The sequence below is a fragment of the Streptococcus sp. ALY_211 genome (assembly GCF_058314555.1).
This window is the reverse complement of record NZ_JBZFUN010000012.1, coordinates 17090-29037: the sequence shown is the minus strand read 5'-3', so window position 1 is coordinate 29037 and position 11948 is coordinate 17090. Positions and strand designations below refer to the sequence as shown.

Genomic DNA, 11948 nt, shown 5'->3' with positions numbered 1-11948 from the left:
AAGCAAAGCTTTCTACTGTTTCCCAGCTAGAGTTAACCTTCCACCCTAGAGGGAGTTTAGCTCAGCTGGGAGAGCATCTGCCTTACAAGCAGAGGGTCAGCGGTTCGATCCCGTTAACTCCCATTAGATTAAGTAATGAAACGTTAAGGATTTTAGTTTGAGTAGACTTACTTAATAAGGTCCCGTGGTGTAGCGGTTATCACGTCGCCCTGTCACGGCGAAGATCGCGGGTTCGATTCCCGTCGGGACCGTAGACTCGTTAGCTCAGTTGGTAGAGCATTTGACTTTTAATCAAAGGGTCACTGGTTCGAGCCCAGTACGGGTCATTCTAGCGGGTTTGGCGGAATTGGCAGACGCACCAGATTTAGGATCTGGCGCTTAACGGCGTGGGGGTTCAAGTCCCTTAACCCGCATCATAATAGGCCGGCTTAGCTCAGTTGGTAGAGCATCTGATTTGTAATCAGAGGGTCGCGTGTTCAAGTCATGTAGCCGGCATTTGCGAACGTGCTTTAATATTATTACTAAAAAGAGAATCGATCGTCGATTCTCTTTTTTATTTGTATATAATGCAGTCTTTCCTTAATCTTTTAGATATTCCTGATAAATTGATAACTTATTGTCTAAATTTTGTATGTAATCTTGCAACTCTGATGTTTTATCGACTAAGTACTGTCGGTGCTCTTGCAAGAGTTTGAACCGCTTATCTATAGTTTGTGGTCCCTGATATCTCAGATCCGCATATTGTTTAATGTATTTTAAAGGCATTCCCATTGCCTTTAGGCGCTTGATGAAGTTAGCGAATTCTAAGTCCTGTTCCTCAAATTCTCTAATACCATTGATTCGATTTGCTTTCAGAAATCCTTGTTTTTCATAATAACGTATAGTTGATTCTGTAAGCCCTGTTTTTTTAGCAAATTCTCCGATTTTCATTTAATTATTGACTTAAACCTCACTTTAAGTTTTACAATTACTATATCACAATTATATGGTATTGTGAAATTAGCAGAAAAGAGAAAAAACATGGTACAAGATCGCTTTACTATTGGGCTTAGGAAACTAAGAGAGATTGATGGCTCTCTTGGATTAGAATTTAAAGAGAGTTTGGATAAGATATCACCAGATTTATCTAAGATGGTAATTGAATTATTTGGTGATGTTTATACTAGAGAAGGTTTGTCGCTTAGAGAGAGGGAGTTGATCGCCATTTCAACATTATTGGCTATGGGGGATTGTGAAGGGCAATTACGTATGCACACATCTGCGGCTCTAAGAGCTGGTGCTACCAAGAAAGAAATTACTGAAATCCTTCTTCAAGATATCAATTATTGTGGTATTCCTAGAGTGTTAAATGCTGCCAAAATCATTCTGGAAGTGTTTGAAACATTTTAAATTATTATAAGACTAGTGGTAGATAACGATAACTGGGTATCAATATGGTTTAACGGTTAATATTTATAGCTTTATTATGGGGGAAGGTAATGAGTAAATAAAGTAAAAGCCAGAGCCTTATAGGCCCTGGCTAATATTATAGACTAATAATAACAAAGAATTTATTAGTCTTATTTTAAATAATGGGTGAAGCGACTAATTAGAGACTTTATCGACTTTTGAGTTCTAAGTATCTCTTGTACCAGATTTTGATATAAGACTCTGAGAAAGGTCCTTTTTCGTTATTGATCCAATCTACTAAAATTTTAACATTCTCTTTTAATATAAAATCTATATCTTCAGAGTAGTGCATCTCTTTTTTATGCTCTTCATATTCATCGACATCTAAAAGTTTTTTTTCATGATTTTCAAAAACTTTAACATCTAGATCATAGTCGATATATTTAAGAGCCTCTTCATCCATAACGTAGGGACTGGCAAGATTACAATAGTAAGAGACTCCATTGTCTCGTATCATTGCTATGATATTAAACCAAAACTTCTTGTGAAAATAAACTATAGCAGGCTCCCTGGTAACCCAGCGCCTACCATCGCTTTCTGTTACCAGAGTGTGATCATTAATGCCAATGATTGCATTTTCGGTTGTTTTTAAAACCATTGTATCTCGCCAAGTTCGGTGTAAGCTACCATCATGCTTATAACTCTGAATAGTGATAAAGTCGCCCTCTTTTGGTAATTTCATGGCAACTAACCTTCTAATAAAATTTATTCCTTATTAGTGTAACATAATTTGAGGGAAAAATCATATTTATAGATATTCCCTGAGGGCTGAGTTTATCGTATCAAAGTCAAAACCTTTTCGTGCTAAAGCTTGAGTTACCATTTGTTTTAGTTTATAGCCATCATATTTTTTTTGGTACCTTGGCAGTAATTTTTCAATTTGCTTATAGAGTAATTCTACCTCAGTTTCATGATCCTGATTAATATCAAGGCTTGTTATCATCTGTTTAATCTGAGAAGAATTAAAGCCTTTATGATAAAGTGTTTGACTGATTTTTTCAATTAAGGCATGGTGAGGAAGTTTGTTTTGATATTTTTTGATAAGTTTTTTAGTTAATTTATTGAGTAAAACGTCAAAATCTTCCTCCTCTAAGAGGTCTTGTGTAATAGTTTGAGGGATCCCTTTTTCCTTTAATTTTTGGACAAGGATTCTAGGCCCCTTATCACCGTTATAGCTATTTTGCTTAATATAATGTTCGGCATAGGCATGATCATCAAGCCATTTATCAGCTTGCAAACTAGTAATTATTTTTTTAATAGCTTCTGAATCAATTTCATGTTTATCTAAATAGTCTTGAACTTCTTTTTTTGTTCGTTGTTTAAAAGAAATATAGTATAAAGCTAGATCTTTTCCATATGAGAATTGTGCGTAAGTCTGAATTTCTTCTAACTCTTTTTCACTGATTTCTTTTCCCTTAGATAGCATAAAGTGTACCAGAGTATCTTCTGTAATATACAAGACAATCTGGGTATCTGTTTCCATCTGAAAGAGACGCTTTTTCTTTTCCAATTTGGTTATTTTCATAGGTTTATTATACCAAAAATGATAAAATATAAGGTACTGAGCTTTTAGAGTTAATGAGGGTGAATAGTGTGAATTTGAAAGTAAAGCAAAGAGTACCCCTGAAAATCAAGCGTATGGGGATTAACGGCGAAGGTATTGGATTTTATAAGAAAACACTAGTGTTTGTTGATGGGGCATTAAAGGGAGAAGAGGTTTATTGTGAAATAACAACTATCCGTAGAAATTTTGCCCAAGCAAAAATTATCTCTATCAACAAACCTTCACCCTTTAGAGTTGTACCAGAATGCCCAATCTATGACCAGTGTGGTGGCTGTCAGATCATGCATCTACGCTATGATAAACAGTTAGAATACAAGGATGATGTGATTAGACAGTCCTTGAAAAAATTCAAACCAGAAGGATTTGAAGCATTTGAAATTCGCTCCACAAAAGGCATGGATAATCCAACCCATTACCGTGCTAAGTTACAGTTTCAGACACGTGCATTTGGTCGAAGCGTGAAAGCGGGGCTGTATGCGACGAATTCCCATAGACTTGTCTCTTTAGAAAACTGTCTAGTTCAGGATGAGCTTACTCAAAATGTCATCAATACGATTACTAAGTTGCTTGATAAGTACAAAATCCCAATTTATAATGAGCGTAAAATCCCTGGAGTCAGAACGGTCATGGTACGTAAGGCAGAAAGAAGTTCTCAGCTGCAGGTCATTTTTGTTACGAGCTGTGATATTCGTTTAAGTGGTCTAGTGAAGGAACTTCGCATAACCTATCCACAGCTTGTAACGGTGGCCGTTAATTATAATAACTCAAGGTCTAGTGATATCTACGGTGATAAAACAGAGATAATATGGGGACGTGATAGTATCGAAGAAGGAGTTCTTGATTATCATTTTTCGCTATCACCTCGTGCCTTTTATCAGCTTAATCCCGAACAAACCCAAGTGCTGTATAGCGAAGCTGTTAAGGCTTTGGATGTTTCCTCAGAAGATGACCTGATAGATGCTTATTGTGGAGTGGGTTCTATTGGTTTAGCCTTTGCAGGTAAGGTGAAATCTGTCCGTGGCATGGATATCATTCCTGAAGCCATTGAAGATGCAAAAAATAATGCCTTAGCTATGGGATTTAACAATACCTACTATGAAACTGGCAAGGCTGAGGATCTGATTCCTAAGTGGTATGAAGAAGGATTTAAGGCTTCTGCTTTAATCGTTGATCCTCCTCGCACTGGCTTAGATGAAAAGTTACTAAAAACTATTACAGTATTCAAGCCGGCTAAAATGGTCTATATTTCGTGTAATGTATCAACCTTGGCCCGTGATCTAACCGTTCTATCAAAAATTTATGACCTGCATTATATTCAATCGGTTGATATGTTTCCTCACACAGCCAGAACGGAAGCTGTTGTAAAATTAACCCTGAAACAAGGGAATTGAGCTAGGCGGAAATCCTAACAAATCCTTATTTGACAAGGGTTTTGAGGGGACAGATTTTGACACCATTGTGATTTTGTGATATGATGAGGCGAGAAAGTAGAGTAAAGTATGTATCGCGTATTAAGTATAGATGATGAGGTCGTCGTATTAGCAAATTCAGATGGCCAGGTCAAAAGAATTAATCGCTCCTCTTTCAACTTTGAGCCTAGGCTAGGTGATCGAGTCGATTTATTTTTCGATGACTATAATGATGTCATAGCTACTAGAGCCAAGCTGGTAGAAGATGGAGCGTCCTCAAGAGGTGTCCGTTCAGCACTCTTGCAAGGAATTTTTGATTTATTTACTGAGGTTTTATCCATTCACAATGATCAAGTGGGAAATTTGAAAAAGATCATTTCTCAGTTGTTTATCGCTTTTTTCATGTCTTGGGCTCTGATTGGCGTTGTTATAGTAGAAGTCATCATTTTTATTGAATCAGTAATTTTGTTAGCCTATCAGGCCTTTCTAGTAGTAGTGCGATCTCTGTTTGCTTGGATTTCAAAGCGATTAGATGGTCATGATAATAAGCCATCTGAAGATCATTCTTATCCAAATAGGAATTATGATGCCGGTTATGATAGAGATGACGAAGATAATTACATTGTTGATTTAGATACCCTCGAGTTATCAGCAGATGACAGGGATCATATGAATGATGATTATTAAGGCGATTGGAGTGATCCAATCGTTTTTTACAGCCTGCCTTAACCTTTCTTTATGGGGGAAATTTTGCTAAAATGGTAAAGAAATAAACATTAATAGAGGTAAACTATGTCACAATTTTTAGTTTTTGGTCACCAAAATCCTGATACGGATGCTATTGCATCGTCCTATGGGTGGGCTTATTTGGAACGGACAGCCTTTGGGCGTGATGCTGAGGCTGTTGCCCTTGGTGAACCAAATGAGGAAACAGCATTTGTTCTTGATTATTTTGGTGTAGAAGCACCACGTGTGGTTGAATCCGCTAAAGCAGAAGGCGTTAACCAAGTTATCTTAACAGACCACAATGAATTCCAGCAGTCGATTTCAGATATCCGTGAAGTGGAAATTGCCGCTGTTATCGATCACCATCGTGTAGCTAACTTTGAAACAGCTAATCCCCTTTACATGCGTGTTGAGCCAGTTGGATCAGCTTCTTCGATTGTTTATCGTGCCTTTAAAGAAAACAATGTTGAAGTGCCAAAAGAAGTGGCAGGCCTTCTTCTATCTGGCTTGATCTCAGATACACTCTTGCTCAAATCTCCAACGACTCACGAGTCAGATCCCCAAGTGGCTAAGGAATTAGCTGAAATTGCTGGCGTCAACTTAGAAGAGTATGGCTTAGCCATGCTCAAAGCAGGGACCAACCTTTCAAGTAAGTCAGCAGAAGAATTGATTGATATTGATGCCAAAACCTTTGAGTTAAATGGCAACAATGTGCGCGTGGCACAAGTCAATACAGTAGATATTGCCGAAGTTCTAGAACGCCAACCTGATATTGAAGCTGCTATCAAGAGTTCCCAAGAAGCTAATGGTTACTCTGATTTTGTTTTGATGATTACAGATATTCTCAATTCAAACTCAGAAATCTTAGCCCTGGGTAGCCATATGGATAAGGTTGAAACCGCCTTTAATTTCAAATTAGAAAATAATCATGCCTTCCTCGCTGGAGCAGTTTCTCGTAAGAAACAGGTGGTGCCGCAGTTGACAGAAAGTTTTAATAACTAATAAGAATCCCCAAAGGTAGATTACCTCTGGGGATATTTTTATGGAGATAATATTGCTAGAAATACGAGTCATGATTGCTAATAGGATAGTCGGGATCACTTTATGCTATAGGATGTCTAAAAAAGCCTTGTGCATACGATAAGTGAAATCAGTAAGATCTTCACTGGGACCGTGTTCAATAGTCCATTTCATCAATGAGCGAACAATAGAGGCATAGAGTTGAGTTAAGAGATCTAAAGGAATCTTACTAGGAACATTCTCTGAACGTAAAAGGTCATTGATATAGAGCTGGCAGAGCTGATCAAACCGATCTTCAAAGCCTTGTTGATTTTCCAAGGGTGTTTTTAACAAAGCCTTGAGGAGGTCTGTATGCTCTTGATAAAACTGGTAAATATCTTCTAGAAAATATCTTAATCCCTTATTGCCAAGAGAGTCCTCGTACTTGGCAGCGAATTTTTCCTGAAGCGGCTCTAAAGTCTTTGTAATCAGTTGTTCCAATAGGTCATACTTATCTAAATAGTGGCTGTAAAAGGTAGAACGGCTGACTAAGGCTTCTCGGCAAATGTCTTGAACAGTTAAAGTATAAAAGCCCTTATCCAGAATTAGAGTGACAAGTGCGGACTCGATGTCCCTTTTGGTCTTGAGAATACGGATATCTTGCGTCATATAATTGTCTCCTGTTTGTTGCTTATCAGACAGTTTTCATACATAATGTACGATTTCCTACAAATTATAGGAAAGTATCCCTTGCCTGTCAACCTTAATCCCCTTATACTAGTGGTATTGATGAGGAGACATCGTATGAATATTTTAGTGGTCAATGGGCATCCTGATAGAGAAAGTTTTAGCCAGGCTATCTATGAAACAGTGATAGCAAACCTAGATTCTGCCCAACATCAGGTAAAAACGTTAGAGCTTGGTCGATTGCACTTTGATCCTGTTTTACGTTATGGCTATCGCAAGCGCATGCCAGAGGACAAGACCATACTTTTATCGCAAGAGCTCATTCAATGGGCTGATCATTTCATCTTTATCTACCCCATATGGTGGAGCGGCATGCCTAGCCTCATGAAAGGCTGGATTGATCGTACCTTTACTCCGGGTATTGCTTATTCTTCTAATACCGAGGGGAATTTCATCTGGAACTACCTGCGTGGCAAACAATTTCGTAAACTTCTAAAAGGAAGAACGGCGGATATTTTTGCGACCTCTATGGCTCCCAGCTGGTGGTATAGACTCTTTTCCGGATGGATCAGTGTACCAGATAGCTATGGCTTAGCAGCTCTAAAGAGTGCGGTTCTCAATCATTGCGGTATTAAGACACGCCGAGTGATGGTACTGGGCAATATGGGACGTGCAACTTGTACGATGGAAAAGCGTCAACACTTTTTAAAAGAAGTTGAACAAAATATACAAAAATTATAGCTTGAAAATTGTCATAAACGACCGAAGCAGTCCTTGCTTCGGTTTTTTCTTGCTAAACATAGAGGAATGAGATATACTTTTCTCAACAACTAACCACTGGTTAGTTGTTGAGAAATCAATAGTTCATAAGAAAGCAGAAACGACAATGAAACAGACTTTTTATCAAGAGATAGCAAAATATACAGCTAAAAAATATCATATCAGTCCTCATATTTTTAAAGTGACGTTTGACTTATTAATCTTTCCGGTTAGTATCTGGGTTGTGGAAAATCAGGGATCCTACTTTTTGATCGATACAGGCATGGGGAATATGGCATCGTATGCTGTGGAGACTTATTTGGGTAGTAAACCATTGGCAGCGGTCTTTTTAACACATGGCCATTCGGATCATGTGAGAGGAATTGCCCAGCTCAGGGATCTATATCCAACCCTACCTCTGATGATAGACAAAAGAGAGCTGCCTTACGTTTCGGGGCAAAAGCCTTATCCAAGACGTAAAAAGGTGGAGTCCGTAGCTTTTAATACCAATTGGCTGGAAGATTTGGACAGTGAGAGAGCAAATTCTCTCTTAGCAGATGCAGGATTGATACCCATTTTTACGCCTGGACACTCACCGGGTCATACCTGCTACTACCATGCAGAAGATGATGTTTTAATTGCGGGAGATTCACTGACAACTAGCCGATTGGGACGTCTTAAACCGCCGATGAAAGCCTTCACGGCAGACATGCCTCAGGCCCTAAAGACAGCTCATGATCTTTTGCAGACCTATTCACAAACCTTGATCAGTGTCTGTCACGGAGGAGAGGTTGCCAATGCCCTAGAAGAAATGGAGAAGAGTAAATGGTATCAGAAAAAATAAATCAGACTAAGGAGAGTATCCTGGCCGCTGCCCAAAGTTTATTTCAAGAAAAAGACTATCAAAACGTGGGGATACGAGAGATTGCTAAGCGTGCAGGTTGTTCACACACAGCCATTTACCTTTATTTTAAAAATAAGAGTGAGATTCTCTATGAGGTGGCTCATAAGCCCTTAGAAAAGCTGTATCATACCTTATTGGCTCTGGAAGATCAAGACTTGACACCCAGTGTAAAATTATTGAAAGGAAGCCATATCTTCATACAGTTTGGCTTCGACCACTATAATTCTTTTTCCCTGCTTTTTCTGGATGATGGTGAACGTGTGGATCAAGAGCAATTTATCTATCCTATTAGTGAGCTGCGGATGAAGAGTTTTCAACTTTTGAAAGAGACTGTTATGAGATTACTGAGTCCTGATTTGACGCAGGAGCAGATTATCAATATTGTACGTGGTGTCTATCTTTTTCTCCAAGGCATGGTAACTAATTATGCAGATGGTCAGACCCGTTATAATGAACGTCTGCGCACTATCGTAACAGACTATTTAACCTACACGATTATTCAGAAAAGGAAGGAATAATATAAATGACTCATTCTTATTTATTAGTTATTGATATGCAAACAGATTATGTTGGAAAGGGAAGATATCGCTCCAATCCCCAATTACTGTCGGCGATTAATGATAAAATAGCCAGCTATCCTGAAGATCATGTGATTTATATTGTCAATCGTTTCTGGTGGGAGCTGAGTAGGAAGCCCAAGGTATTTGCTCAAGGTTTGTCGCTTGTATCAGATCACATATTTGAAAAACGTCGGGCATCTTGCCTCAGCAATACCGCCCTCTTGGCTTTCTTAAAAGAAAGAGAGGTCAGAAAGCTGGAAATTGTCGGTGTCGATGGTAATGATTGTGTTAAAGCATCTGCTCTAGCAGCAGCTCGGTCTGGATTCAAGGTCAGCCTAGATTTAAATGGTATTGGGGTTGCCAATAAAACCAAATTCACAAAAACAAAAGAAAAATTGCTGGCAGCAGGAGTTTCTTTTGCGAACTAGAAAGAAGACAGGCTTAATGTCCGGTATTATAATTAGCCTTCGTTTTCTGTTAGAAGTGCTAACACTTACGGGCTTACTAGGCGGTATTTTAACTGGAAAACCTTGGGCAGTCAAAATCGGTTTTGCCTTTTTAGGCTTACTAGTGGTACTAGTCTGGAGCCGCTATGGTGCACCTAAATCACCACAAGCATTGACTGGGATTCCTAAGCTAGGACTGGAAATTCTTATTTTTGGACTTGGATCAGTAGGAGCCTTCGTACTTTATGGGAAAGGGATGGGTTACTGCTATATGCTGACTGCTTTATGCGATCTGCTGGGTATCTATCTGCTAGGCCTAAATCAGTATTGAAATTAAAAAAACACCCTTAATCCTTTTTACGGATTAAAGAGTGGTTTTTAGGAATCATGGACTAGTTTTTTAAATAATTGTTGCGGTAATGCGAAGATATCCTTGGCGACAATCTTAAAATAGAGAGAAAAGAAGTGGCCTATAATTGCTAGAAGAAATTTGCGCTTAAATTTTGATAAGGCCGTAAATTGCCTGAGAACAGCTATTAAGGTTTTGGGAGATAAATCTCCCAAGTTTTCAATATTTGAGTGGAATAGAAGATCGAAAGAGTCATCGAAAGATTTCTGCAGGTGACGTGGGTTTAAATCGTCCAGCCATATATTGAGGGCACGATTGACCTGCAGGCTTCCCTTGGTGACACTTGCAAGGCGGCTAAATGCTTGATTCCCAATCTGCCATGTGAAGGTATCGTGCTGAAAGAGACCAGGCCCCCAAGTTTTGCTGTGAACAACGATAGTTCTATAAGGATTTTCGAGTAGCTGGCCGACAACAGAATCTTGAGGAATAAAGGCTGTGATGCGCTGCTGAATCGTGTCAAATGACTTTTTGGGGATCATACTTGGATGAAGACCAGGAGAATCATAGGTGTGGATTGCAATAAGTCTATTTTGGTCCTTTGGGGATAAGGAACTGCCTGCAAAGATAGCAAGACTACCGCCTTTAGAATGCCCTGATAAGATATAGTGACCATTTAAATGGTTGATGGCCTCCTGCAGATACTGAGAAGCTGCAGTTTGGGCAGGAATTTCTGCCTTGTAAGTCATATAAAAACTTTCTTTCCAGCCAATTAGACTATCATCTGTACCTCGAAAGGCAATCAAAAATAGCTTGGACATGAGCTGAAAAGTTATAGCTGAGAACTGCTTTTCTTCTTCTTTATCGACATCATCAATAAAGGCACAGGCGATAATATTTTGATAGCGTTTGGCCGTCATGACTTTTTTCAAGAGATTAATACGATTTTTACAAGCAGTGGGAGAAAAAGGTTTGGAGCCATATTTTTTGAAAAAGGCTCTGGCTAACTCTCCTAAAGCTATGCCCTTTGATAAATCAAAACTCTGGCTTAGCAGTTCATTGAAAGGGAGGTAACCTACTTCCGTGAGGACTAGGTAATCTATCTCATTTAGTGGACAATCATCAAAAGTTTGATCATGGATAGTATCAAGATAATTAAGCAAATTAGCCACCGTCTCTCCCTCCTCTTATAAAAGGAATTATACCATACTTTTACCTGATCTAAGCCTGATACCCCCAACCTTTCTAACCAGCATTTGAATGAGTCGATTGTGATTTGATATAATTGATAACAGTTAATAACAAGCTAATGTTCTTACCCTTTTAAGCACTTCTCTGTCTGAATGCTTAGAAGGTTATGCTGCTTAATAAGTTTAAAAGAGAAGAGGAAACTCATGATTCGTGTTTTTAATCCAGACAAGCTGACTGCTCAGCCGTTTTTTCAGGAGTTGATAAATTACCTTGATAAGCACAATCAGGTAACTCTAAGGCAAATCAAGAAGGACTTCTACCAGGTAAAGTATTTGGAGCGCCATTTAGAAGAGTATATACAAGCTGGTTATATTAGCCGGTATGAGCGTTGCTATGATCTGCACCTACAGCTGATAGAGAGCGAAGATCAGCTGCAAAATATCCAGTTAGATGATCTTTTAATGATTGATACGAATAGCCCTGCTTATGAAAAATTATTGACTTTTGAGTTTCCCACCTATCTAGCAAACACTACTAATCAAGCTGTTGTAGTGGAGCAAACTGATTTTGCTAGGGAGCGTTTGACGCTGTCTAATTATTTTTATAGGCTTCAAGCGGGTTATTCCCTGTCTTCAGCCCAGCAAATTCTCTATGACGTTTTAGGAGATGTTAATCCTGAGTATGCCCTCAAGTATATGACAACTTTTCTTTTAAAATTTGAGCGTAAGGACAGGGTCAAACAAAAACGACCAGATATTTTTGTCAAAAGCTTGGTGATCTTAGGCTATATAAAAGAAGTGGAGCCGCAGACCTATGCGCTCATGATAGACTTTGATCATGAGGACTTGAAGTTTTCGGTCAGTTAAAAAACGGACACTTGTACTGAGCCGCAAAAGTTAAATGTTTCT

At 38.7% G+C, this 11948-nt stretch carries 15 protein-coding genes and 5 tRNA genes; 15 read left to right on the top strand and 5 right to left on the bottom strand.

Going from position 1 to position 11948, the window contains the following annotated elements; genetic code table 11:
* Nucleotides 1-50 precede the first annotated feature (50 nt).
* The 5 genes from AC4HAJ_RS08115 (at nt 51) to AC4HAJ_RS08095 (ending at nt 495) form a co-directional block, all read left to right on the top strand.
* Nucleotides 51-123: transfer RNA gene (locus tag AC4HAJ_RS08115), tRNA-Val, on the top strand.
* Nucleotides 124-178: 55 nt separating this feature from the next.
* Nucleotides 179-251: transfer RNA gene (locus AC4HAJ_RS08110), tRNA-Asp, on the top strand.
* Between the two features lie 2 nt (nt 252-253).
* A tRNA-Lys gene (locus AC4HAJ_RS08105) sits at nt 254-326 on the top strand.
* Between the two features lie 5 nt (nt 327-331).
* Nucleotides 332-413 (top strand) — tRNA-Leu (locus AC4HAJ_RS08100).
* A gap of 9 nt (nt 414-422) precedes the next feature.
* Nucleotides 423-495: transfer RNA gene (locus AC4HAJ_RS08095), tRNA-Thr, on the top strand.
* Between the two features lie 84 nt (nt 496-579).
* Here AC4HAJ_RS08095 and AC4HAJ_RS08090 read toward each other — a convergent pair.
* Nucleotides 580-930: a MerR family transcriptional regulator gene (locus tag AC4HAJ_RS08090; RefSeq protein WP_491079653.1), complete on the bottom strand. Its 351-nt coding sequence runs from the start codon at nt 928-930 to the stop codon at nt 580-582.
* A gap of 90 nt (nt 931-1020) precedes the next feature.
* Between AC4HAJ_RS08090 and AC4HAJ_RS08085 the strand changes: the two genes are divergently transcribed.
* A complete protein-coding gene (locus AC4HAJ_RS08085; protein ID WP_491079652.1) occupies nt 1021-1389 on the top strand; it encodes a carboxymuconolactone decarboxylase family protein in 369 nt (122 codons plus the stop codon).
* Between the two features lie 208 nt (nt 1390-1597).
* Here AC4HAJ_RS08085 and ntdP read toward each other — a convergent pair whose 3' ends face one another.
* Nucleotides 1598-2131: a nucleoside tri-diphosphate phosphatase gene (ntdP, locus tag AC4HAJ_RS08080; protein WP_491079651.1), complete on the bottom strand. Its 534-nt coding sequence runs from the start codon at nt 2129-2131 to the stop codon at nt 1598-1600.
* A gap of 66 nt (nt 2132-2197) precedes the next feature.
* Nucleotides 2198-2974: a recombination regulator RecX gene (gene recX, locus AC4HAJ_RS08075; protein WP_491079650.1), complete on the bottom strand. Its 777-nt coding sequence runs from the start codon at nt 2972-2974 to the stop codon at nt 2198-2200.
* A gap of 68 nt (nt 2975-3042) precedes the next feature.
* On the opposite strand from recX, the gene rlmD reads away from it, so the two are divergent.
* From rlmD to AC4HAJ_RS08060, 3 genes are all read left to right on the top strand, one after another.
* Nucleotides 3043-4404, top strand: a complete 1362-nt coding sequence (gene rlmD / locus AC4HAJ_RS08070; protein WP_491079649.1) for a 23S rRNA (uracil(1939)-C(5))-methyltransferase RlmD — start codon at nt 3043-3045, stop codon at nt 4402-4404.
* Nucleotides 4405-4512: 108 nt separating this feature from the next.
* Nucleotides 4513-5109 (top strand): hypothetical protein, encoded by a 597-nt coding sequence (locus AC4HAJ_RS08065; RefSeq protein ID WP_491079648.1) that lies wholly within the window; start codon nt 4513-4515, stop codon nt 5107-5109.
* 105 nt (nt 5110-5214) lie between these two features.
* Nucleotides 5215-6150: a manganese-dependent inorganic pyrophosphatase gene (locus AC4HAJ_RS08060; protein ID WP_491079647.1), complete on the top strand. Its 936-nt coding sequence runs from the start codon at nt 5215-5217 to the stop codon at nt 6148-6150.
* 105 nt (nt 6151-6255) lie between these two features.
* On the opposite strand, the gene AC4HAJ_RS08055 is transcribed toward AC4HAJ_RS08060, so the two are convergent.
* Nucleotides 6256-6816: a TetR/AcrR family transcriptional regulator gene (locus tag AC4HAJ_RS08055; protein ID WP_491079646.1), complete on the bottom strand. Its 561-nt coding sequence runs from the start codon at nt 6814-6816 to the stop codon at nt 6256-6258.
* A 135-nt stretch (nt 6817-6951) separates the two neighbouring features.
* Here AC4HAJ_RS08055 and AC4HAJ_RS08050 point away from each other — a divergent pair, with 135 nt between their 5' ends.
* The 5 genes from AC4HAJ_RS08050 to AC4HAJ_RS08030 all read left to right on the top strand — a co-directional run bounded on the left by AC4HAJ_RS08050 (nt 6952) and on the right by AC4HAJ_RS08030 (nt 9834).
* On the top strand, nt 6952-7575 hold the full coding sequence (locus AC4HAJ_RS08050) for an NAD(P)H-dependent oxidoreductase (protein WP_491079645.1): 624 nt from the start codon (nt 6952-6954) through the stop codon (nt 7573-7575).
* Between the two features lie 145 nt (nt 7576-7720).
* Entirely contained in the window at nt 7721-8437 is a 717-nt protein-coding gene (locus AC4HAJ_RS08045) for an MBL fold metallo-hydrolase (RefSeq protein ID WP_491079644.1), read from the top strand.
* Entirely contained in the window at nt 8419-9015 is a 597-nt protein-coding gene (locus AC4HAJ_RS08040; RefSeq protein WP_491079643.1) for a TetR/AcrR family transcriptional regulator, read from the top strand. Before AC4HAJ_RS08045 ends, AC4HAJ_RS08040 begins: the two co-directional genes overlap by 19 nt.
* 5 nt (nt 9016-9020) lie before the next feature.
* On the top strand, nt 9021-9485 hold the full coding sequence (locus AC4HAJ_RS08035; protein ID WP_491079642.1) for a cysteine hydrolase family protein: 465 nt from the start codon (nt 9021-9023) through the stop codon (nt 9483-9485).
* A gap of 16 nt (nt 9486-9501) precedes the next feature.
* Nucleotides 9502-9834, top strand: a complete 333-nt coding sequence (locus tag AC4HAJ_RS08030) for a YrdB family protein (RefSeq protein WP_491079641.1) — start codon at nt 9502-9504, stop codon at nt 9832-9834.
* A 47-nt stretch (nt 9835-9881) separates the two neighbouring features.
* On the opposite strand, the gene AC4HAJ_RS08025 is transcribed toward AC4HAJ_RS08030, so the two are convergent.
* Nucleotides 9882-11021: an Mbeg1-like protein gene (locus tag AC4HAJ_RS08025; RefSeq protein WP_491079640.1), complete on the bottom strand. Its 1140-nt coding sequence runs from the start codon at nt 11019-11021 to the stop codon at nt 9882-9884.
* 222 nt (nt 11022-11243) lie between these two features.
* Between AC4HAJ_RS08025 and AC4HAJ_RS08020 the strand changes: the two genes are divergently transcribed.
* A complete protein-coding gene (locus AC4HAJ_RS08020) occupies nt 11244-11906 on the top strand; it encodes a DUF1803 domain-containing protein (RefSeq protein ID WP_491079639.1) in 663 nt (220 codons plus the stop codon).
* Nucleotides 11907-11948 lie beyond the last annotated feature (42 nt).

What these genes read in the sequence shown, in the direction of transcription:
- AC4HAJ_RS08050 (WP_491079645.1), top strand. Translation starts at nt 6,952, where the DNA reads ATGAATATTTTAGTGGTCAATGGGCATCCTGATAGAGAAAGTTTTAGC.
- AC4HAJ_RS08090 (WP_491079653.1), bottom strand. Translation starts at nt 930, where the DNA reads ATGAAAATCGGAGAATTTGCTAAAAAAACAGGGCTTACAGAATCAACT.
- AC4HAJ_RS08020 (WP_491079639.1), top strand. Translation starts at nt 11,244, where the DNA reads ATGATTCGTGTTTTTAATCCAGACAAGCTGACTGCTCAGCCGTTTTTT.
- recX (WP_491079650.1), bottom strand. Translation starts at nt 2,974, where the DNA reads ATGAAAATAACCAAATTGGAAAAGAAAAAGCGTCTCTTTCAGATGGAA.
- AC4HAJ_RS08085 (WP_491079652.1), top strand. Translation starts at nt 1,021, where the DNA reads ATGGTACAAGATCGCTTTACTATTGGGCTTAGGAAACTAAGAGAGATT.
- AC4HAJ_RS08040 (WP_491079643.1), top strand. Translation starts at nt 8,419, where the DNA reads ATGGTATCAGAAAAAATAAATCAGACTAAGGAGAGTATCCTGGCCGCT.
- ntdP (WP_491079651.1), bottom strand. Translation starts at nt 2,131, where the DNA reads ATGAAATTACCAAAAGAGGGCGACTTTATCACTATTCAGAGTTATAAG.
- AC4HAJ_RS08065 (WP_491079648.1), top strand. Translation starts at nt 4,513, where the DNA reads ATGTATCGCGTATTAAGTATAGATGATGAGGTCGTCGTATTAGCAAAT.
- AC4HAJ_RS08060 (WP_491079647.1), top strand. Translation starts at nt 5,215, where the DNA reads ATGTCACAATTTTTAGTTTTTGGTCACCAAAATCCTGATACGGATGCT.
- AC4HAJ_RS08045 (WP_491079644.1), top strand. Translation starts at nt 7,721, where the DNA reads ATGAAACAGACTTTTTATCAAGAGATAGCAAAATATACAGCTAAAAAA.
- AC4HAJ_RS08055 (WP_491079646.1), bottom strand. Translation starts at nt 6,816, where the DNA reads ATGACGCAAGATATCCGTATTCTCAAGACCAAAAGGGACATCGAGTCC.
- AC4HAJ_RS08030 (WP_491079641.1), top strand. Translation starts at nt 9,502, where the DNA reads ATGTCCGGTATTATAATTAGCCTTCGTTTTCTGTTAGAAGTGCTAACA.
- AC4HAJ_RS08035 (WP_491079642.1), top strand. Translation starts at nt 9,021, where the DNA reads ATGACTCATTCTTATTTATTAGTTATTGATATGCAAACAGATTATGTT.